Annotated in this window: 13 protein-coding genes; 5 read left to right on the forward strand and 8 right to left on the reverse strand. The window is 46.0% G+C overall.

Features of this window, described 5'->3' with window-relative positions:
- Positions 1 to 62: 62 nt before the first annotated feature.
- Together murJ and FFL34_RS06345 are read right to left on the reverse strand one after the other, a co-directional pair.
- A complete protein-coding gene (murJ, locus tag FFL34_RS06340; protein ID WP_138602505.1) occupies positions 63 to 1,535 on the reverse strand; it encodes a murein biosynthesis integral membrane protein MurJ in 1,473 nt (490 codons plus the stop codon).
- Positions 1,532 to 3,781, reverse strand: a complete 2,250-nt coding sequence (locus FFL34_RS06345) for a glycosyltransferase (protein WP_138602507.1) — start codon at positions 3,779 to 3,781, stop codon at positions 1,532 to 1,534. Before FFL34_RS06345 ends, murJ begins: the two co-directional genes overlap by 4 nt.
- A 1,023-nt stretch (positions 3,782 to 4,804) precedes the next feature.
- On the opposite strand from FFL34_RS06345, the gene secA2 reads away from it, so the two are divergent.
- The 4 genes from secA2 (at position 4,805) to FFL34_RS06365 (ending at position 10,686) form a co-directional block, all read left to right on the forward strand.
- Positions 4,805 to 7,189 carry an accessory Sec system translocase SecA2 gene (secA2, locus tag FFL34_RS06350; protein WP_138602509.1) on the forward strand — a complete coding sequence of 795 codons (2,385 nt, stop codon included), beginning with the start codon at positions 4,805 to 4,807 and terminating at the stop codon, positions 7,187 to 7,189.
- The gene (locus FFL34_RS06355; protein WP_138602511.1) at positions 7,190 to 8,065 is read left to right on the forward strand and encodes an accessory Sec system S-layer assembly protein; all 876 of its coding nucleotides are present in this window, start codon (positions 7,190 to 7,192) and stop codon (positions 8,063 to 8,065) included.
- A 554-nt stretch (positions 8,066 to 8,619) separates the two neighbouring features.
- Positions 8,620 to 9,828 carry a glycosyl hydrolase family 18 protein gene (locus FFL34_RS06360; protein WP_234031444.1) on the forward strand — a complete coding sequence of 403 codons (1,209 nt, stop codon included), beginning with the start codon at positions 8,620 to 8,622 and terminating at the stop codon, positions 9,826 to 9,828.
- Positions 9,829 to 9,846: 18 nt separating this feature from the next.
- Entirely contained in the window at positions 9,847 to 10,686 is an 840-nt protein-coding gene (locus FFL34_RS06365; protein ID WP_138602513.1) for an S-layer homology domain-containing protein, read from the forward strand.
- A gap of 37 nt (positions 10,687 to 10,723) precedes the next feature.
- Here FFL34_RS06365 and FFL34_RS06370 read toward each other — a convergent pair whose 3' ends face one another.
- From FFL34_RS06370 to FFL34_RS06395, 6 genes are all read right to left on the reverse strand, one after another.
- Complete coding sequence (locus FFL34_RS06370; RefSeq protein WP_138602515.1) at positions 10,724 to 12,856, reverse strand: S-layer homology domain-containing protein; 2,133 nt, start codon at positions 12,854 to 12,856, stop codon at positions 10,724 to 10,726.
- A 78-nt stretch (positions 12,857 to 12,934) separates the two neighbouring features.
- The gene (locus FFL34_RS06375) at positions 12,935 to 14,968 is read right to left on the reverse strand and encodes a S8 family serine peptidase (protein ID WP_138602517.1); all 2,034 of its coding nucleotides are present in this window, start codon (positions 14,966 to 14,968) and stop codon (positions 12,935 to 12,937) included.
- Positions 14,969 to 15,085: 117 nt separating this feature from the next.
- Positions 15,086 to 16,501, reverse strand: coding sequence for an S-layer homology domain-containing protein (locus tag FFL34_RS06380; RefSeq protein ID WP_171046297.1), 1,416 nt, complete (start codon positions 16,499 to 16,501; stop codon positions 15,086 to 15,088).
- Between the two features lie 277 nt (positions 16,502 to 16,778).
- The gene (locus tag FFL34_RS06385) at positions 16,779 to 19,307 is read right to left on the reverse strand and encodes an S-layer homology domain-containing protein (RefSeq protein WP_171046298.1); all 2,529 of its coding nucleotides are present in this window, start codon (positions 19,305 to 19,307) and stop codon (positions 16,779 to 16,781) included.
- Positions 19,308 to 19,588: 281 nt separating this feature from the next.
- Positions 19,589 to 21,196, reverse strand: coding sequence for a hypothetical protein (locus FFL34_RS06390; RefSeq protein ID WP_138602523.1), 1,608 nt, complete (start codon positions 21,194 to 21,196; stop codon positions 19,589 to 19,591).
- Between the two features lie 57 nt (positions 21,197 to 21,253).
- Positions 21,254 to 21,610, reverse strand: coding sequence for a hypothetical protein (locus tag FFL34_RS06395; RefSeq protein ID WP_138602525.1), 357 nt, complete (start codon positions 21,608 to 21,610; stop codon positions 21,254 to 21,256).
- Positions 21,611 to 21,913: 303 nt separating this feature from the next.
- Here FFL34_RS06395 and FFL34_RS06400 point away from each other — a divergent pair, with 303 nt between their 5' ends.
- Complete coding sequence (locus tag FFL34_RS06400; protein ID WP_138602527.1) at positions 21,914 to 22,909, forward strand: YecA family protein; 996 nt, start codon at positions 21,914 to 21,916, stop codon at positions 22,907 to 22,909.
- The last annotated feature ends 69 nt before the right edge of the window (positions 22,910 to 22,978 follow it).

Here is a 22,978-nt window from a genome sequence, read left to right on the forward strand (position 1 = left end):
TTATGCGTATGAATTTCCATCGGCATGAATTTAAATTCCTTGCCGCGCGCATCTTCTTTTAGTCATCCGCGCTTCATTCCGCCGCTCCATTTCAACCCGAGCAGAACCAACATTCCTGTCACGCCACCACCGATAACGAGCGACCATACATGACTGTCAATCGGAACCAAAGACGTACAGTAAATCAAAACCGCTGCTCCACCGACGAAGCTAGCCAATTTCCCGATCCCGCGCCATGAACTGACCACTAGACCGAGCTTATGTTTCGCAGCCGCCAGCAAAAGCAGCATATTGACGATGGAGGCGACAACGGTTCCCAAGGCAATCGCCTGTGCACCGAGGTCATCTATCAACAGCGTAATGACGAGGATGTTGACGCCAAAAACAGACAGGACATTCATCCCAATCGGCAGGTAGGCATTTTCCCTTGCATAGAAAAACCGTGTCACGTACGTATTCAGCGCAAGGGCGAAAATGCCGAATGAGAATACTTGCAGCAGTGGATACGTCGCGTTTGTCGATTGCGCGTCAAAATGGCCGTACTCAAAAATAAACGCAATGATATCTTTGGCATACATAAAGATAAAGACAGTAGCCGGCAAAAGCAAGGTGCAGGGCATGTGAAAGCCTTGTTGATAGGCTTTCGTCAGTTTTTGCGCGTCTCCGTCATTCACGGCTTTAGCAAGCATGGGATAAATCACTGTCGTAACACTTGTCATTAACACTGCCTGTGGAAATTGCGTCATTTTCGACGCGTAGTTCATCGCGGCAATCACGCCTTCGCTCAAATCCGCCGCATAGATCCGCTGAATGATAAAATAAAATTGAATCGTGGCACCGCCGAAAATGATTGGGAGTGCCATTTTGACAAACCGCGTGATCTCCGGCATGGGCACAAGCCGAATCCGAAAAGGCATGATCGCTTGTTTCCGTATGTACGTGACGAGGAAGGCCAGCATGAAAAACGAACCCAACAATGCGCCGAGCCCATAAGCGTATGCCGACATGATTGAAGTTAGTCCGAATCCGATGATTAAAAACACCGCATTAAAAATGAGCGTAGACATGGCGGTTAGCCGGAAGTTGTTGTGCACATTATGCAACCCGCTCAGAGCCATCGCCAGTGCCAGGAAGAACGTGGCCGGCGCCATTAAGACAAACAAGTTGCTCGTCAGCGCCATTGCTTCCGAAGACAGTCCGCCAAAAAACAAGTTCATCCAAAATTCCGGTATAAAGACAAACAGGATGGTTAATACGCCGATAATGATGCCAAGCCCGGTCAGTACCGTCTGGACAAATGTGTGTTTGTTTGAGTCAGCAGTTTTACTGTAGACGGATATGAACGCCGTCGTAATCGCCCCGCCGACAACAATATAAACGAAATTCGGAATGGTGAACGCCGTAATAATACTGTCAGCCTCGTAGCCTGTCCCGTACTGATAACCAATGATCACTTCCCGGGCAAACCCGAGCAGCCGGGCGATAACATTGATTAGGGCAACCGTCCCGAGCAGTTTCAGAAATGTACGTTTCATGAGCGGCTGCCCTCTTTTGAAAGTCCATACAGCGCGATGACGTCCTGTATCAGTTTTTCCTGATCATTTGCCGCTGCTTTTTCCAGTCCATTGGCAATTAACCGGGATCGTGTGCGTTCGTCGGCTAGCACGTCGTCTATTTTCGCAGCTAAATCATCCGAATCGTGTGGCGCGGCCAGCATGCCGGCGTCGTTTGCGAGCAAATAACTGAGACCGCCGACATCGGTTCCGACAACAGGCAAACGGCATGCCATCGCCTCTAACGCCACGAGTCCAAAGCCCTCGATATGAGACGGCAGCACAAATACATCAGCAGCGGCCATCCAGTCGGCTACCTGCTCCTGTGGCATGGCATCATGGATATGGATTCCTGCGCGCTTTTTCGCCTGTTGTTTTAAGTTGGCAAAATAGCTCGCGTCCTTCGCCTCCCCTATTAGATGCAGCGACACGTCGTCATGGCGGTCCCGGACGATATCGTATGCATCGACTAAGTCATCCAACCCTTTGGCACGGATCAGATTCCCGACAAATAATAACACTTTTTCATCCGCTGGCAGATCAAGTCGTTGCCTGGCGTCCATTTTATCCTGTTCGTGGAATACAGACCGGTTGACCCCCATATTAATGACGGAAATTTTCCCGGCATCAATGGAAAAAGCAGCCAGCATCTCTGCGCGGAGTCGCTCACCAACGACGATAATCTCATCCGCTTCTTCCAGTATTTTCTTCGTCCATGATTGCACACGCTCGCTCTTCTTGCTCATCTGGTCGATATCACCGCCGTGTGAAGTGACGACCAACCGCTTGCCGAGCAACTTTTTGTACAATAAACCGACTAGCCCTGTCGGAAATATGTAATGCGCGTGTACGGTGTGGTAATGTTTTCCCTGCGTCAATAAATTCAACATGCTTTGCAAGAGAAAGCTACCATATTTTTTCACCAGCAGCAGTTTACCTTTGCGTGGATCGTCAATCGCCAGCACATCAACGTCCAACCCTTTCGATCGAAGCAGTTCCACTTGATTTTTGACAAAAATACCGAACGTTTTCGACCGGCCGGATGGATACATATTACTTAGCACGAGCAGCTTTTCCTTATTATTCTCAAACGTCTGCCTGATTAGTCCCATACCCCTGTCCGACATCTGTTTCATGTTGGTGGCAACGGCTTGAAAACGGTCTAGTGTCGCCGGCCAATCCCGGTTCATCGAGCGATACGCTTGGGCAAAAAAGGCATCATCCGCATTAAGATTGCTAATCGGGACTGTATACTCACCACAGCCAACCATGTCCATAAAATCCTGCACTTTATGATGGTAAGATACGGCAATAACCGGTATGTGGGACACGAGCGCCAAAATAAGCGAGTGCAGCCTGGTACCGATCACCAGATCCTGCTCGCTTGCATATTGGGTGATCTCCTGATGATTCATGCTCTTCTCCTGCATCGTAGAACGCCCGCTGTACGCCATTTTGTCCCTAATGGCCTCTGCTACTTGCAAATCCTGTGGGTACTTCGTTGCAAAAAAATTCACCGTTGCATCGGGATGTTCAGCAAGCAGTGTGTCCAAATTGCGAGCCATCCCTGTTATGTAATCGTCATACTTGGCCATATCTTCTTCCGGCCAATAGCTGCGGTGATGGTACGGGACCGCTGTCACTCCAATCTGCAAACCATTTGTATTGCGCTCGGTTTCAGCCGGTTGACGCACTTGAAACGCAGGGTCACCGATGACATGAATAGCGGATTTGACACCGATGGATTCCAGCAGTTTTTTCGATTTCGGATCTCGGACCGTTACCAGCTTAGCCAGATGGGCGAGTGACCGGAGAATCGTCTTGCCGATTTTTGTGAGAATCGGACCTGCACCGACGCCATACAGCACAACCGGCGTCCCGGATAACTTGGCAAGCCAGCCGTACATACCAAACAGGAATGCTTCACGACCGTACAGATCCATGAAAATACCGCCGCCGCCAATCAGCAGCAAATCCAGCTTGCGGATGATCGAACGGTTCTTCCGCATCGTGCCCAGCATCGTCGTCAGCGAACTCTTGTTTTTGTAATAAAGCTTGACCGACTGCACCCCATACTTCGCTGCTGTCTGTTCCGGTTGATTGGAAAAGACGATCATCTCATCCCGGCTGACGTGGTGGGTGGCTTCCAGCTGCAGTAAAATCCCCTCAAGAATTGCCTCGTCACCCTGGTTATTATTTCCATAATTGCCTACAATCCCGATTGCCATCTATATTCAATCCTTCTCATCATTTTCACTAGGCTTATACGTCGTAATCCATTCTTTCATTTTAACACGAAACGCGCTGGATAAGAAATAAACATCCCCGTTTCCGCTAGAAAAACTTGGCTTTCCACAAGATTTTTCATTTTACTCATTCAACTTTCGAAGCGTGAAGTGAACACATAAAACTAGAAGGAGTGAAGAAAGTGGATATGTACTACGCTGGTTGACTTTTTGGGTGAATGGTTCGTTGTTTTATCATCATATTTGAAATATAATGCGCGTCACTTTGTATAAATGTTAAACCACCGCTGCGGAAATACACTACGCTTTCCGTGGGCAGCTGATGAGCCTCCTCGTGCTGGGTGCTCGTCGTGTTGGAAGTGATTTCAGTGATGCAGCACTCCTCGCAACTCGTAGCTTATTCGGTAGAGGTAATGCTCGTTGCACTGCGGGGTCTCATTTAGGCTTTTGCTTCGACGAACACGACGGTCTAGTGTCGGCGTTGGTCACAGGACGTGACCGAATCTAGCCGACCCACAGGAGTCTCCGTGTATTTCCTCCGCTGTTTTTATTGATTGAAGCAGGAATCGTGACAGAAAAACGAGTAGCACCACTTCACTAGTCCGGGTGAGCGGAGGGCGGTGACTCCTGCGGGAACAGCACGTGTCCGAAGACCCCGCAGGAAGCGGTTTTCTTCCGAGGAGGCTGAGGCCGTGCCCGCGGAAAGCATCCGCCCAGAGCGATCCCGGACGGTGGACGAAAAGTCGGCCGGATTATAGGAAATATTTGAATAATTACGACGCATTATATATCTTTTATGTACAAAAATAACCGTTCAGCATACAACTTTTATATTGATCAAGGTTGCAGGGGAACAGTTAGATGTGTTTTGAGTTTACCTCAGTTAGCCAACGGAGAAATTCGAAGTGTCATTTTTACCGGATGTCGTAAATAATCATGCTAACTACCTATATTCATGTTATAATGAACGATGTGATTACTATAACTAAGGAGTAACGAATAGTCATGCAATTGCTCAAAAAAAATCGAAACCAATCGAAAAATAATCGTGCACTTAAAAGATATTATAAAATGCTTGATAAAATAAATCGACTCGAAAAAGATGTCGAACACTTGACGGATGACGCACTGCAGGAAAAAACGAACGAGTTCCGAAACCGACTGCAGCAGAAAGAAACGATTTATGATTTGGCGCCGGAAGCATTTGCGGTCGTGCGGGAGACATCCCGGCGTGTGCTCGGCCTGCGTCATTATGATGTGCAAATCATTGGCGGGCTTGTCCTGCTTGATAATAACATTTCCGAGATGGCTACAGGGGAAGGAAAAACCCTTGTCGCGTCCTTACCGACCTATCTTGTCGCCCTGGAAGGCAAAGGGGTACACATTATTACCGTCAACGAATATCTTGCCCGCCGTGACAAAGAATTGATTGGCCAAATCCATGAATTTCTCGGTCTGAATGTCGGGTTGAATGTCGGCGGATTGAGCCCTGCCGAGAAACAAGCAGCCTATCATTGTGACATCACATATGGTGTCGGCAATGAATTCGGTTTTGACTTTTTGCGGGATAACACCGTGCAGGCGCTATCGCAAAAAGTGCAGCGCCCGTTTCATTATGCCATTATCGATGAGGTCGACAGTGTACTGATTGATGAGGCGAAAACACCGTTGATTATTGCCGGCAAGGATAAGCCGAGCGACCGGCTGTATGATGTCTGTGCCCGTGTGATTAAAGGATTGAAAGAGGATGAGGATTTCACCTTTGACCTCGAGTTGAAAACGGTCAATTTCACGGAAAAAGGGATGAGTCGTTGCGAAAAAGTTTTCGGTATTGATAACTTATTCGACTTGGAACACAGCTCTCTTTTCCATTCACTACTGCAGGCACTCCGGGCGCGCATGCTGTTTGAACGCGACGTTGATTATATTGTCGAACAAGGGGAAGTGAAACTGATCGACATGAATACCGGCCGTGTGATGGAAGGTCGCAGTCTCAGTGACGGACTGCATCAGGCGATTGAGTCAAAAGAAGGACTCGTCAACACGGAAGAAAATAAAACCCATGCCTCTATCACCGTGCAGAATTACTACCGGATGTATCCGAAACTTGCCGGTATGACCGGTACCGCGAAAACGGAGGAAACCGAGCTGAACAAAGTTTATGGTATGCAAGTTGTCAGCATCCCGACGAACAAGCCGAACCAGCGCGTCGACATGCCGGATATGGTGTTTATGACGAAAGAACAGAAATATGAACAGCTTGTCAAGGAAGTGCGGAAGCGTCATGACAAAGGACAGCCGATTTTAATCGGAACAACCTCTGTCCGCCAGTCCGAGCTCGTAGCCGAATACTTGGACAAGCAGCACATTCAATATGAATTGCTGAACGCGAAAAGTGTCGAACAGGAAGCCCACCTCATCGCCATGGCTGGGCAAAAGGGACAAATTACGATTGCCACGAATATGGCCGGGCGCGGTACCGACATTATGCTCGGGGAAGGCGTTGCTGAGCTCGGCGGCCTGCACGTCATCGGCACAGAGCGTAACGAAAGCCGCCGCATTGACAACCAGCTGAAAGGACGCTCCGCACGTCAGGGAGATCCGGGCTCGACGCAGTTTATTATCTCACTGGAAGATTACCTGTTCATCCGGTTTGCTTCCGATGAATTGGAACGTGTTAAGCCGAAGCTGAAAGAGGGCAAAAACGGGCTCATTAAATCCGACAACGTCCATAAATTTGTCGATACAGCACAGAAAATTAGCGAAGGCATGGGCTATCAATTCCGTGAATTCAATTTGAACTTGGAAGACGTCATCAATGATCAGCGCAAAGTCACCTATGAGCTCAGGGACCACCTACTGGAAGCCGACAACCCAATCGCCTTTATCACCCGGCAAATTGCTGATTTACCTGATCAATTCGTCGATAGCTATTGCCAGTCGGACGTACCGAATGACTGGGACTTAGCCGGAATGGAGCAGGCACTGAATGCCATTTTGCTTACAGAAGTCACATTCGGTGAAACAGAATTTGAAACGGTGGATGAGATCAAAGCCTATATCCAGCCAGCCGTCGATGGGCACAAAGAGCAGCTTCAGTCATTGGAAGAAAACGAGCAACTGCAAAAAGCAAGTCGTGCACAAGGGTTGTTTGTCATCGATACAGTGTGGAAAAAGCACTTGGACCGAATGAACCAGCTCAAAGAAGGCATTGGCATGCGGCAATACCAGCAAGAAAATCCGCTCGATCTCTTTAAAAAAGAAGGCTACCGGCTTTTCGAGGAATCCTATCACGAAATAACGTACCAGTTTGCATCCCGTTTAAAACAGCTGATCGAGAAAGTGCGGGAACAGCAAAAAGCAGATACCAAAGCGAGAAAGGAAGATTAAATGTTTGGCTTTGCGAAAAAGAAAAAGAACGATACAAATGAGGCAGTCGACGCTAACGAATACTTGGAATCTGCCCCGGAAGCAGACGATCAGGACAGCTTGGAAACCGAATTATCCATACCGAACGACTGGAACGTTCCTAATGAAGACCGTTACGTGTACGCGTTCCATAATAATGAAAGCCCAAAACTCAAGCAAAACCAGATTTCCATCTATGGTATGGAACTATCCAAGCTGAAAAACAACAGCTTCGTCGCGACCGGACTGATCCGTAATACCGTCCAAAAGTCCATCAAATTTGGACCAACAACCATTTTATTGCTCGGTCCTGATAAGGAGGTCATCGCCAAGAAAGAATTTGACCTCAGCCGGCTCGGCGACATCCCGGCAAATGGTGCACGCCCGTGGAAGTTCACCTTCCCGACGCAGGATATTGTAAAGGATATGGACACACCACACGAATGGTCACTAGCCTTCGAACTAAAGAAAAAGCATCGGCTCGACCTTGAGGAATCATGGGAACAATCCATTGCAGATGAAACAAAAGCAAACTTGGAAAAAATTGTCCAAAATGCCCAGCCACTCAAACCTGGCGAAATGAACTTTATGGGACTTAGTGCAAAACGTCAAGACGATGGCGGACTCGCCGTCACCATCTTAATTCGCAACGGCTCCGATAAAAACGTGAACCTCGAGCAAGTACCACTCGGCTTCAAAGACGCCAGTGACGAGGAAATCGCCAGAGGAAGCTTTAAACTGGGAAATTTCACCATCAAATCCAACACAAGCAAACCATGGACATTTATATTCCCAGCCTCCATGATCAAACAAGAAGAAATCGACCTATCAAGATGGAAAGTATACCCCATCCAATAACGAAAAAAACTATTGCCAAACCCGGCAATAGTTTTTTTACTGCGGGCGGTGGACCGCGGGGACAGGAACGCTGGGCCACTCGGGTGCGGGCGGTGGTCCGCGGGGACAGGAACATTGGGCTACTCGGGTGCGGGTGGTCCAGAGGGACAGGAACGCTGGGCCACTGCGATTGGGATCCGTTGATGTGCAGCTCCGTGACATTCAGCGATTTTCCGGTGATATTCAGCGATTTTCACGCGTAATTCAGCGATTTTTCGAAAATATTCAGCGGTTTTCACGAGGTATTCAGCGATTTTTCCCGCGCAATGTTCTCCTGAAAGCATACGAAATGGTCTTGAGATCCCGTCTCGAGACCAAATCAGAGCTCTAAAGCGGGCGAAATGGTCTTGAGAAGCCTTCTCGAAACCAGGGCGATTCGGTGGTTATCTCGAGATGCCCAGCACTCACCCGGTGATACCGGCGGTTATCTCGAGATGCCCAGCACTCACCCCCGAGATACCCAGCGCTCACCCGGTGATTCCCAATCAGTGTCTGGCACCTGACAGGAGGTAACTATGCATTTTATTGATTATCGGCTTGAACATACAGCTAAGGGGTATGTCGTTTATTTATACGTTGATCCAAATTTGGAGGAGTTTTCGTCTGAGCTTGGCGAAATACCTGATAAGAAAGAGCGTCATCTGCGTCGTTCTGTCAGCCAGTTCGTTCAAAAGCATTTTAAAGGATTGCCGGTTGTGACCGCTAAAGTGCTCATCGGGGGTACGTTGCTGACGGCTATTCCTATTCAGTCTGATTCGGTCAGCGCACATGATGCATCTTACAACATGTCCTACATCTTTACTGGCACGACGACATCACGGATTGCTGCTGTTGATCGTACAAAGGGTGCATTGAATGTAGTTGCTCCTTCCTATTTTAATCTGAACGCAGACGGGTCGTTACGCCTGTCACAAATGCTTGATCAAACGTTTGTTCAATCCATGCATGACCGCGGCATCAAGGTGGTTCCCTTTCTCAGTAACCACTGGGATCGTGCACTTGGCCGAAAAGCGTTGGCTAATCGGGAGCAGTTGACAGATCAGATTGTTGAGGCGATTGATAACTACCATCTTGATGGCGTGAACGTCGATATCGAGAATGTGACTGATGAGGATCGTGATGCTTATACCGATCTCGTCCGCCTTTTAAGTGAAAAAGTGCCTGATGATAAAGAAGTCTCCGTAGCCGTTGCTGCCAATCCTAATCAACAGAAACAAGGCTGGCACGGCTCTTATGACAATCAGGAGCTGGCAACATATGCTGATTACTTGTTACTGATGGCATATGATGAAAGCTATGAGGGCGGTCCAGCCGGTCCAGTCGCCAGTATTGACTGGGTAGAGCGCTCCATCAAAACCATGGTGGAGATAGAAGGGGTTCCGTCTGAAAAAATCGTGCTCGGCCTCCCCTTCTTCGGCAGATACTGGAAAACATCCGAAAGCACGGGTGGCTATGGCATCTCCAATCACCGGGTGGAAGCCCTTATCGACAAATACGATGGCAGGGTGACTTTTGATGAACAAGCACAATCACCTAAAGCTACCTTCACTATTAAGGAAAGCGATCCGACAACGGTCATTTCCGGGCGCACACTGACACCAGGCACATATGAAGTGTGGTATGAAAATAACCGGTCCATCCATGCTAAAATCGATCTCGTGCACAAATACAATTTAAAAGGAACCGGCAGCTGGAGTCTTGGTCAGGAAAGTCCCTCTATCTGAGATGACTATACCGCTTGGTTGAGCGATGATGATGGATCTGGTGATGCATCGTCGGACACAGATGGGCAGCAACCTGCATTCCCCTTCACAGATGCGGAGAACCACTGGGCACGGGATGCCATTCTGTTCGTTAAGCAAAAGGGTTGGTTTGAAGGCAGGGAGGATGCAACGTTTGCTCCAAATGAAGGCCTAACTAGAGCACAAGCAGCGTCTGTCTTGGTCAGCACCCTCGAATTAAAACCAACTGATTCTCTTGGCCAGTCATTTTCGGATGTATCCCGCGATTATTGGGCATGGGAAGCTATCGAAATTGCCAAACAGCATCATATTTTTGAAGGCAGGAGGGATGGCACATTTGGCCCTGAAGAAAGATTAACAAGGGAACAAATGGCGGTTGTGTTCGACAGTATTTTTCAACATTTATATGATGATGCGAAGAAGTCTGATCCGGTTCATTTCACAGATGTTCCAACAGACAGGTGGAGCTATGATGCGATTGCTGCTGTCAACCAGCAAGATTTCTTTTATGGAAATGAAAAAAATCAATTCAGACCCTCGGATACGGTTAAGCGGGCGGAGATGGCCGTTGTGCTAACCAATGCAGCTGATCGTATCGCTCTATACAAAAATGATTCGATTTTTCCAAGCGTGCTTCAAAACGGCAGCCAAGGAGCTGACGTTACGCTGGCTCAGTTTCATTTAAAAAAATTGGGGAAGTTTCATGGTGACGCAACTGGGGTGTTCGACAGTAAAATGGAAGAGGCGGTGCGTTCCTTTCAACGTGATGAACATCTTGCAGTTGACGGTTCTATTGGACCCAACACAGCAGAAAAGCTCTTAGAAGCAAGTAAAGAATAAGTGCCAGACACCCTTTGTGTGAGTGCCTGGCACCGTTCTACTCCTCTTTCAAGAAATCTTTATGGGCCCATGCTTCTTTACCTTTATAGATGATCTTGTAGTAGTCATTTTTCATGATATGGTTCTCATCGCTGTCGACTGCGCCACTTACTAAGTCACCGTTTTCCAGTTTGCCTATAGGTGAATGTTTCTTATTTGGTTCGGGTCTTACATTAAGACTCGATGTAATATCAACCACTCTTAATGGGTTTGGTTTCGTTAGGTAATCGCTGGAGACCCATCCGGTTTTTCGGGCTGATTTTGCTTTCACTTTAAACCAGCCGCCATTTTCTCCAATGACTTCAACCTTGGTTCCTTCAGACAATGTTTTTTTAACCTCTCCCCAAGGATATGATCGTAAATTGAGTCTAGAACTGGTGCTGTAGATCTCACCTTGACTTGACTTATCAATCGCAAATCGCCGTTCACCTGTTGGCTTTTTGCTGACGCCGGGCTGGTCGGCATACTTTGGTATATCAAATCTTAAAGAATAACTGTCCAGCAGCCCTGCTAAGTCATACATTTCCTGAATCTTTCTTGCCTGAATGGACGCCCATTCCAGATGGGTTGCATACTGATGATTGCCCGGGCTGACTGGGTTCCACCGCATTTTATACAGGGTATCCTGTCCCCTGCCGATATAACCGTTATCAATAAATACGGCACCACCTTTGACAGCCGCTTCAGGCGTAAACCATCCTTGTCTGTAGGCGCGTGTTGCACCGCACTTTTTAGGACAGCTGTCATATGCTCCGATTCCAAACATGTTGTATGTCTTCTTAATCTTTGTTAGTTTATCTTTATTTTCCGATGTCACATACGTTGCCCTACCATTGCTGTCTATACCGACTTTCAGGCCGTTGGATAAGGCTGATTGGCCATTTCCCGTTTCATGGAGCGCATGTGCTATTAGATAAATCACATTAATGTTGTTTTTCTTTCCTGCTTCAATAAAGGCATCCGCTGTTCCCTTCAAGCTGCCTTTATCAGCAAGAATACGACGATTAATTTGGCTTGCCTTTACACCTGGTATGTATGACAGCTTTAAAAATTGGAAGAACTCCGGTGAATCTTTCTGGATGTTATTAGGATTTGCGTAGTAGGACATCAATTCCTTACTTGCCAAAAATCTTCCTGCACCATCCACTTTTGGTAGCCGTTGTCTTTCCATTGCTTCATTAAAGCTGATATCGTACGAGACGGTGGTATATTTATCTTCAGCTGGCTTGTCCGGCCGCGGTGGCTCCGGCTCTGGATCCGGTTGCTCCTCAGGCGGCTCCGGTTGCTCGTTCGGTTCTTCTTTGTCCGGATTGTCCTTATTCGGCTTGTCGACTGATGGCTTGTCTTCACCCGGCTTATCCACATTCGAGTTATCGTCCGATGGCTTGTCTTCTGACGGCTTGCTCTCGTCTGGATCCTTGTCCGGAACTTCTTCGCCATCAGGCTTGTCCTCTGACGGTTTCTCATCAGGCTTGTCCTCGTCCGCGTCTTCTTCCGGCACTTCCTGAACCATGTCGGATGTAATCATAGACTGATATAAAAATGTCGCGAATTGTCCCCGCTTAACCGCTTCCTTTGGTCGAAAATTATCGAACTGATTCGTTATGTCATGTTGTGCCAGAATTTTAACATTTTCGCGATGGGATTGACCGACATTGTCCAGATGAATGCCTGGATTGGTTCCGTTATCCTCCAAGCCAAAAGCACCCACAAGCGTTGTCGCCATTTGTTCCCGTGTCATCTCGTCATTTGGTAGAAATAGCCCTCCTGACCCCGAGAATATATCCGGGGTTACCGCTGCAATCTGTACGGCATATTGATCATTTTCATCGACGTCCTTGTAGCGGCTCAATCGTTCCTTTATGTCGGCTATTTTGCTTAGCCCTAGTGCCTGATAGAACAGAATAGCTCCATGACGCCGCTTTAGTTCACGGTTTATGCCGAAACTGCCATCTGCATATCCACTCACGATTTCTTTTTCAGCCAGCTTCATGATTGCGTCATAATGAGCGTCAGACTTGTCCACATCAGGAAACGACTTGTTAGCAAACGACAATGTCGGCAACATCAACAGCATCCCTAAGGAAGCGATTCCAACCAGCAGCGTTCGCCATAATCGTTTGTTTTTCACGCTTTTTCACCTCCTAAAAAAATCTCATATATATTATATATTAATCTATAAAAATCTGAAAATAAAGGGGAAAAATGACTATTTATTTTCAGTTAGATAATTATATAGAAATAAGGAAAAGTGTTCGCGGCTGATTGGCTGTGCCGGTCGGAATGTTTGATCCGGATAACCTGTTGTCATCCCGTTAGCCGCTAGAATATCAACTTTGTCATGTGCCCAGTGGTCATCAGGTACATCGCTGAAACTTTCGCCATACGTTCCCGCGAGATCATAGGCTGACACTAAAATGGCCGCCATTTGCCCGCGCGTGAGATTTCCGCTAGGGTCAAATGATCCATCTTTTTTTCCGTTGATAAACCCGAGTTCAGCGGCCTTAGCGATTGCGTTGTATCCATATGTATCAGGCGTCACATCTGTAAAACCGGGATCAGTCACGTTTGCCTGGTCAACAGCAATTCCCATTTCACTCAATATCATCTGAACGGCCTGTAATCTTGTCACATTTTGTCCGGGTTGAAATGTGCCGTCCGGATAGCCGTTGATGATCCCTTTTTGCGTCAGATAGTTAATCTCCTTTGTATATCGCTCCACATCCGGAAAGCTTGCGCTGATGCTGAGTTTGTATGGAACGTCCGACCAGCGATGGTGCTTATCATTGACGTTCAAATAATATGTCCCTGCCTCAGCAGTAAACGTATAGTGCTCTTCTCCACCCGCATCTTCTTTGTCGATGGTCGCTAGCCGCGTGTCTGCATCCATGAGTTCTGCTGTTAAATCGAGCGTATCTGATGGATTAGTCAGCTCGATTGTTACCTTAGTTGGCTTATCCACTTCAAATCGGTACCAATCTGTATCCACCGAATGGTATATTTTTTCAGTAATGGTATGGTCAAACGTCAGCGCTGTTGCCTGCGCTTGTTGATCCGGTGCATCGCCGTCCCAATCATCCGGCTCGATTGTTAACGCGCGATAAGCATTTACCTGCCCATAGCCAAAATGTGTACTCCATTCCGCTTTATCCGGGGATACGGCACTTGCTTCCAATGCTTTTTTCATTTGGTCATTCGTCCACTCCGGGTGGGAGGCCCGCAGCAAACCGGCAATCCCGCTCACAATCGGTGCCGCGTACGATGTTCCACTATAAATGGCGTACCCGTCTTCCTTGTACACGTTGTAAATATCTTTCCCCGGCGCGGTAACATCCACTGCATTACCATAATTGGAAAACGAAGCATTACTGCCTTCCTTGTCTGTTGCCGCGACACCAATGACAGGTGGATACGCTGCCGGGTAACCCTGGTCGGATATCCCTTTATTACCGGCAGCCGCTACTTGCACGATTCCCGCTTCATAGGCATCTTGTATAGCCTTCTCCTCCAGTTTACTAAACTGATAGGATACAAAACTCATATTAATCACATCAGCATCGTGCTCAATAGCATACTGAATACCTTCTAAAATATTGTAGACCGATGCATCACCTGCTTCATTAGCGATCTTGACCGGCAGCAGATTAGCATACAAATCAATTCCCGTGATGCCTTGGCCGTCTGCATTCGCGGCAATGACGCCGGCCAGAGATGTGCCATGTCCATTGTCATCATCCGGGTGGCGATCATTATTGACAAAATCATACCCGGGCAGGACGCGGCCATTCAGCTCCGGATGATCCGCATCAATACCGGTATCCAGAACAGCAATCGTGACATCGGGCGAGCCTTTTTCTATATCCCATGCTTTTGGCATTTGGATGCGGTCCAAATACCACTGTTCATCATAGTCAGCATCAGACGGAATGAACGTTTTTTTCCGGATATAATCAGGTTCTGCCACCTGTACATTTGCTGCCTGTTGGATTTCTGATAATTTACGAGAATAATCCACATCATCCGGAATTCTCACTAGGCTATACTGATCGCTCAGAAGCTGCTCAGACGTTATTTCCCGGACACCCCACGCATCTGCGTCAAAATGTTGATTATCCTTGACTTTAATAATCACCCGGCGATCATTAACCTGATCCGTAGCTGTCGCGGCCAGGGAATCAGACGGAATGACTAACATCGTGACTAGATTAATCAATAATGTTACAAACAGTATTCGCAGGTACATAAATTGCCTCCATGTATATGATTCTATTGTTTTGGGCGTCGGGGATTCTTCCACGAGGTTGGTCGACAGCTAAGCTCCCGACACCCTGTCTATTATTTAAAAGAAGAAAATCCCGCTCTAATCTGTCACGACATCTACCATGGTGCGATAAATAAAGATGGCAAATTGTGAACGTGTAATGTCTTCATTCGGCCGAAACGGATCAGCTACGGTCACATTGTTATGATACATGGTGTTTACTTCTTCTAGATTCCAGATCTTATCTGCGTCTTTAAAGGCATGCGTCGACTCCGGTTCCTCATAGTAGGATTCGAACGCGTTACTCATGACTTGAGCCATTTGCGCACGGGTGAGGGTTTCTTTCGGGCGCAACTTGCCGCCACCGCCAAGCAATCCATTATATTCCACTTTTCGTAATGCCTCACGATAGTTATCAATAGATTCCGCATCAGCCGCTTGAATCTCGTAACTGTCGGGAGCCTCCAGTGATAATATATTGGTGAGCATCACCGCGACATGGTCTCTACGCAAAGGATCATTGGAACCGAAATGACCATTCGGATACCCTTGTGCATAACCGTTCATCGAAACAAAGGCCAGTGCCGCCGCCCGATGATCATCCATTGGGTCGTTAAACACCAATTCCTTGCTTCCCTGATTCAAGTATGCTGAGGCGACATAGCCATCCGCTGTCACTCCTTCCACCTCGTAGTAAGCAAAGTCGTTGGCAGCGTTAGATGATTCAACTGGGTCATCACTCGTAATCGTTAATGGGGTATACGGCCACAATTTGTTTTTCGCACCTGTGATCGCCCCTTCGCTAATGTTGGCAAAGCCTTCCCTGTCATCGATGTACACAACATCGCCTTGCTCATACATTTGCTGGGAAGGTGTCACGGTACGACTTTCATAGTGATTTTTGTCTGCTGGGAAAAACATCTTATCATTATTGTCTTTATAATTGATGTCGATTTCCGGGAATGCAAAATAAGATTCCCCTTCCCCATAAATGAATGCTGACTGTTCGATGCGTTGATAGATTTTCTCCTGATACGCATTGTCAGGATGGATGTTCGGATCATTCGCTTTGGACAGCCCGTTGTATGCTGCTAAAGCAAAATACCAATCTTCCAAAACTGACTTATCATGCTCATTCATTGTCGGCAAAAAATCCAGTTCCCATTTATTCAGTAAGACTTGCGCGCCTATTTCAATGTTATAATCCAAATCCGTTTTCAATTTTTCCTCATCCACATCCATATGGATACTATCCGGCGTCACCTGCATGATCCCTATACCGCCATCCGGTGATATATGCGGGCTCCCGTCTTCGTCAAACTGTTTATACGCCGATTCATTGGCAGCAATCGCCTTTAAAATCTCAGGCGGAATTCCCTTATCACGGGCCACATCCGCTATTTTTTGTTTCACATCATCCACCAGCGGATTCGTATCCCCTTCCGCAAATACACTAGTAGACATAAGCCCGAATGTACCAATGCACAAAACTACCACTAATAGAAACCTGCGCAACGTCAAACCTCCCCTCATAAATCTATCTATCACACTATTATACCGTTTTTCCCCCTTAAGTGCCAGACTTTTTGAGTGCCTTTCTGAATTGTTAGAGTGCCTGGCACCGGGATTATTCTGAATTGTTTCAGTGCCTGTTTCAGTGCCTGGCACCGGGACTATTCTGAATTGTTTCAGTGCCTGTTTCAGTGCCTGGCACCGGGACATTCTGAATTGTTTCAGTGCCTGGCACCGACAAAAAAAGCCCTGCGGTGCAGGGCTTTTTTTGTGTATTAATCTATTCAACATTAACATGGATAGATCTAGCTGCTTTAGCGTTTGTCTCACCTTCAGCAGTAAATCGTACAACTACTGTACCTTCATCACTAGACTCAAATCCAGTAATTTCACTAGCATCATCATCATAGTTCTTTGCAAGCTCAATATTATCCGAATCCGAATCATTTACAAATTGAGCATTGTCAAAGTCATTTGATAGGACGTCAATTGTGCCGAGCGTAATGTCGTCCTCGTCATCGACATCGATATAAGCTACCACATCACCGTTGTCTACTTCATATGCTACTGTACCTTCACTAGTAAGACTAACATTATCTAGAATGTCGTCTTCAAGATTCAGTGTACCTGCAGAAGTAATTTCAATGTTTTCTTGGAAGGAAACATTGGAAACGGATGGAGTAGTATCTTCTACAGTAATGTCCATTTCGTAACGTACGACAGAACCTTCTTTAACTAGTACCTTAGCAGTTCCTTCAGACTCGGCTGTGACATTTATTTGTCCATCTTCACTGTCAGCAGTAATTACGTCGGTATTTGAAGATTCAACAGTATAGTCGCCTGAGGAGAAGTCATATCCTCCGATCTTAAGTCCAGACGCGTTATACTCATTTAATGCCAACGTAACTTCCTTATCAGTGTCTAGTGGATTCAAGTCCAGTGTCGTGTCAGCAGCGTCTGAAGCCAATTCTAGTTGACGACTAGCTACTTCGGTATCAGCATCAACAGTGACATCAATCGTACCAAGCACATCGCCAGCAGCATTGGTTACCTCTAGCGCACCGGTACCTTCATTTGTGTCATCCGCTTCTACAGTGAAGGTTCTTTTACCTTCAGCATCTGTGCTGTCTGTGTCAGGACCATTTGTTACAGCAAGGATTTGTTCGTTATCACTATTTTTAACGTTAGCGATATCCTTATCGAATCCTTTTACCGCATCGCCGAATTGGTCTGTAACCGTCAATTCAAAAGTATCTTCAGCGGAACTTACGAGACCAATCGTTTCTTTACTAAGTTCTGCGGATGTTGCTTCACGCTCTTCGTCAGAAACTGTTACCGTCACCTGCTCCTCAACATTTCCTGCTTCAATGGTGAATGTAACTTGACCGGCAGAAACAGGCGTAATGTTACCATCTTCATCAATTAAAGCAACACTTTCGTCGGAAGAAGAGAAGTCAACTTGGGAATTAGTTCCGTTGATTTCTGCCTCGTCGCCGTTCTTGTATGTCACATCGAAATTATTTAGCGAAACTTTTTCATCTGTTACTGAGATAACGCCACCTTTGTTGACTACGTTAGTATCAAAAAGTAAATCATAATCAGATATACTAGTTACGCTTGACGCATAGCTTTCAACGTTAACTTCCGTAAGATCTGATTCAATTGTAACGTCATCTTTGGTAACGACTACTTTATATTCGAATTGTTCTACACCAGAAAGCTTACTCTGATTCAATTCACCTGTCGATTTATTTGCTAACACATCTGTATTTGTGGATTGGAATTCGACGTCGTATCCATTCTCAACTAATGTTGCTACATCAATGTTTTTGTCTGATTCGTTAATGGCAAATTCAAGGAACTGCTCATCCGTATCTTTGTCCACTGCGAGTGTGGTAGCAGTTACGGCGTTAACTTCCAGTCCTACAGTAAAGTCGACAGTTCTTTCAACTGTTTCTTCTCCTTGGTGAGCTACAACCGTTGCTGTATATTCACCTTGTTTTAGTTTATCAGTTGTGAATGTGAAGTTACCTTCGTCATCCAAGTCAGCTTCAATGACATTTTCTTCGTCAAGGCTAATGGTAACTCTGTCCGCACTCGTTACAGAACCATTGATGGTAGCAGTCAGGTCATTATTGCCAGCCGCATTTACCTTTTCAATTTCCAAAGTCGCCGGTTGCTCCACATTCAGCGCCCCATGCAGCATGGTCGCAAACGCACCACGGGAGATCTTTTCGCTTGGGTGGAAATCGTCCAAAGCAACTGTCAGCCCAAGATTAGCCAGTACTTGCACGTTGTCGGCGTGGGATTGGCTAACGTTATCCAGATTAACATCTACATCATCACCGCTGACATAGTCTTCCAGGCCAAGTCCGCTGACAAGTACGGAAGCCATTTGCTCACGGCTGATCTCTTTACTTGGGTTGAATTTGCCATTGTTACCGGTAAAAGCACCCGCTTCTGTGACAGCGGCGATTTGTTCAGCGTACAGGCTGTCTGCATCAACGTCGTCATATGCTGACAATACGCTGTCAATGTCGGATGGCGTACCAAGGTCCAACGCATTTGCAAGCATAACAGCTACTTGTTGGCGAGTGACATTGTCATAAACGCCGAATGAGCCGTCTTCATAGCCGGCAACGATGCCTTGCTCGGCCAGGGCCATAATCCCGTCGTAGTGGGAGTCACCTTTTTGAACATCACTAAAATTTATTGAATCTGCTGAGACCACAGGAGCGACTGCCGCAACTGCAGCGGTTGCTGCCATAGATGACACAGCGATATTGCGAATCTTTTTCGTATTAGACATGCTTTGTTTCCTCCTAGCGTTTTTCCCCGTAAGTATAGGGGGCTTCATGTATGTCCCCACTAGTGCGAGGCATAGAATCATAGACACATTCTATACTAGCATACAAATATAACTATATCATATACATAATAGTAGATACATAGGTAAAACGTGCCAGGCACCGACGACAGAGTGCCAGGCACCGAAACAATTCTGAATTGAGCGAATTATTGAAGTGCCAGGCACTTTGACAATTCTGAATCGCGCGAATTATCAAAGTGCCTGGCACCGACACAACCCAATCACCTCAGCAGTTCCTTGGCTTCCGGTGATAGGGTGATATCGTTGCGATTTAAGTAGTTGGCTTTTGATTCAATTAGCATTTCTAGCGTGTCTGTCTGGCTGGCATCTATTTTTTTCCACAATTCCACAGCCTTCAGCATATCCGTCAGGGTCAGATTCGTATAATCTTCACCCTGGAACGTGTGGTCCGGATTGATTTGATACCATGTGTCGCCTTCGTCTGTCAGCCACTGTTCTCCGAGTTCATTGATGCCATTTTGTATCTTTTTTGCCGTATCCAAATACTTCTCGTTACCCGTGCTGTTGTATGTCTCCAGCAGCAGGTTCATTCCGCCAATTACATGGTTTAGCGAACTATGTGTAATCGGTGCGTCTTCACCATATTTAAAGTAATCACTAATGAGATACGCATCGTCGCCGACTTCAATGACCTGCCCTGTTTCCATCTGATTGACCAATAAATCCGCATAATTGGTCAGCGCATCCTTTATTTCCGGAATACCTAATATTTCGCCGGTTTCTTCAAGGAATAAGGCAACCCCTTCATTATGCCGGGTATCGACGTATGGTGCCTTCATATCGTACACGCGATTTAGCCAGCCATTTGTATATTCCGTTTCCCAAAATGCTTTATCACCTTTAAAAATTTCCAAATTGGCAACGGAATTCAGCAGCAGATCATAATGGTAGCGTTCCTCGGTTTCCTTATACCGTTTAAGAACTTCATCTTCCCGGACAATCAATAGATTCCGTCCGTATTGCAGTTCTGATTCAGGCGTCGGTTCAGCGGTTCGTACCACTTTTTTGTAGGGACCTTTTGCCGTATACCAATTGTTATTTTTATACTTCTTAACGTTGTACTTGCGAATCCAGTCCTGATACGACTCGTTCGATGAAAACAATCGCTCATCAGAATACAGCAGCCAATGATCAATAATATCTTTCCCGTCTGAATCCATATCCATCTGAAGTGTCATCCCGTCCAGCTTCACATCAATATCCAAATCCTGGTTCTCAGATAGAAGCTTTCTTAGTTTACTTTTTTGCCCATTTTCATACGTTTTTGTTATGTCTTTTGACTGGTATTTTTTACCGACCATCAGATTGGAGTGAAATTCATCCCCTTTGTAAGTCGTGACCAAACCGAGCGGACTAGTAGTCAAATCCGCTTTGATATCTTCACTAATTCTGGGACCGGTTTTATATTGACTAAAAGATTGCAAAGAATAGTAACTGGTATCCGCTATGGGAACTGTTACAGATACTTCAAGGTCCTCGTCACTTTTGTTTTCCAATGTTGTAAATAAAAACTGATCCCCGTTATCGACAGTTCGTTTGGTCACATTAAAATTCGACACAGGATCGGTGCCAATTTCATAAGTGTAAGTGACATCATGGATACGATCCACATAATCCTGTTCCGTTGTTTCAACAAAAGCTATCTCGTGTTCGGTTTCCGTCGTAATCGCCATATTCCATGTTTCATGCTCATCGGGAAGTTGTGCCTCGCGTTGTAGCGGAGATTCCTCTTCCTCTTCCGTTTCACTAAAGTCATATGTGTACAAGCCCGAACCAACTGCGAGCGCGACACCTACCCCTACCATCACAATCAAACCTCTTCTGTTCAACCCTGTGTTACTCCCCTTTCGAGCAGTGCCAGGCACCTAGATAATTCTGAATTGTTGCAGTGCCAGGTGTTGCAGTGCCAGGCACCCCGACAATTCTGAATTGCTTGAATTGTCAAAGTGCCTGGCACCTATTGCATGGCTTGGTATAACCGTGTGATAGCCGTTTTCTGCCAAATATTTCATTTGCTTTTCAAAACTAGCTTTCGTGATATAGCTGGAATTATTAGGATGTAACTGTTTTTCCTCCTCCGTCAACAGACCGTGATACATGAGAACAGGAATCTGTGTCGCCGGATCAGCCACATCACCCTCAGCTGCATAAGCGATTCTTGGCACCAACACAATAAGTGCGAGCAATATTGTTGACAAACCAACAATGATGTTTCTTCTCATATTTACCCCCTATTATTACAAAAAAAGTTTCAGATATACTATACCACATTGGTGATAAAATGGGTTCGTATATTAGTAGAAATTGTGCGGGTGCCAGGCACTGGAACAATTCAGAATTGTGCGGGTGCCAGGCACCGAGACAATTCTGAATATTCGAAGTGCCTGGCACCTGTATAAACTACTTTGAACACGGATAACATGAGAGTAAGAATAAGGATACTTGGGCAATTTTTCCTTGAACATTTTTGGATTTTCGAGCATAATTAATAAGGTATCTATCTTAGACGCGAGGTGCTTTAAACTATGAGCAAGTATCAAAGAAATGAGCCTTGTCCATGCGGCAGTGGGAAAAAGTATAAAAAATGCTGCGGAGCTTTTAACATAACCGATTTTAGTTCCGAAGTGATAAACGGAGAGTTGGACCGTTTACACCAACAGTTCGTTTCTTTCGCAATGAATAAACACAGCCAAACAATCGATGAACAAATGACACGCTTTACTAAATCCGACTATGATAATGAAGATATGAATGAAATCTATAAGACCGGATTAATGATTTGGATTTTATTGAACGTTGCCTGCCTTCAAGGTGGACAAACCATATTTGATGCTTTTTTCCAAGCGTACCGTAATAGAATAAAGCATCAAGCACAACATATTTTTCGCCAATGGCCAAATGCTGTACCATCCGTCTATGAAGTATTAGGCGTTGATCAGGCGTCCGGACAATTATCTGCCAAAGAACTGCTGACAGATAAAACATATCCTATCCCGACCGCAGAAGGGGAAACTTTCATGGAAGGAAGCCTAATCATCGGGACACTGGTGCCATATGCCGACCGTTATAACTTCTTTTACAGTATGATTAAGCTATATTCTTATGATAAGGAAAACGTAATGGAATTATTAAGGCACTATGCCGCGAAAGACGATGGTCTAAATACACATTTCCCTGCCTTTTTAACCGATGCCCTTCTTCATGAAGCCGACTCAGACGAACATCAACAGCATGATCGCGTTGTCCAGCTGTTCGCTAACCATATGGTGGACAAAGGTTTTTCAGATGAAGTCATTCTGAAAGGTATAGACCTGTGGAACAAATATTGCAAACAAGAGACCCCTTCATTCGTCAAAAGCGAATCATACGCAGCAGCCTTAGAGTATTTCGTGCAAAAAACCGTCTTAAATAATACAGCGATGACACAAGGGCAAGTAGCGAGTGAATACGGTGCTTCCCATGGAACAGTTTCCACCCATTACCGGAAATTATCACAGACCCTGGCAGATACGAAGCAGTAATTGAGAAGCGATAAAACAAAGAAAAATCCGAACGATGATTCAACATTTTTCCGTTAAATTTGAATCAGT

The organism is Lentibacillus cibarius (genome assembly GCF_005887555.1).
In the GTDB taxonomy this organism is placed as follows: Bacteria; Bacillota; Bacilli; order Bacillales; family Amphibacillaceae; genus Lentibacillus; species Lentibacillus cibarius.

Bases quoted from the DNA above. Each gene is read 5' to 3' on its own strand.
- murJ (WP_138602505.1), bottom strand. From the start codon at position 1,535: ATGAAACGTACATTTCTGAAACTGCTCGGGACGGTTGCCCTAATCAAT.
- FFL34_RS06345 (WP_138602507.1), bottom strand. From the start codon at position 3,781: ATGGCAATCGGGATTGTAGGCAATTATGGAAATAATAACCAGGGTGAC.
- secA2 (WP_138602509.1), top strand. From the start codon at position 4,805: ATGCAATTGCTCAAAAAAAATCGAAACCAATCGAAAAATAATCGTGCA.
- FFL34_RS06355 (WP_138602511.1), top strand. From the start codon at position 7,190: ATGTTTGGCTTTGCGAAAAAGAAAAAGAACGATACAAATGAGGCAGTC.
- FFL34_RS06360 (WP_234031444.1), top strand. From the start codon at position 8,620: ATGCATTTTATTGATTATCGGCTTGAACATACAGCTAAGGGGTATGTC.
- FFL34_RS06375 (WP_138602517.1), bottom strand. From the start codon at position 14,968: ATGTACCTGCGAATACTGTTTGTAACATTATTGATTAATCTAGTCACG.
- FFL34_RS06385 (WP_171046298.1), bottom strand. From the start codon at position 19,307: ATGTCTAATACGAAAAAGATTCGCAATATCGCTGTGTCATCTATGGCA.
- FFL34_RS06395 (WP_138602525.1), bottom strand. From the start codon at position 21,610: ATGAGAAGAAACATCATTGTTGGTTTGTCAACAATATTGCTCGCACTT.
- FFL34_RS06400 (WP_138602527.1), top strand. From the start codon at position 21,914: ATGAGCAAGTATCAAAGAAATGAGCCTTGTCCATGCGGCAGTGGGAAA.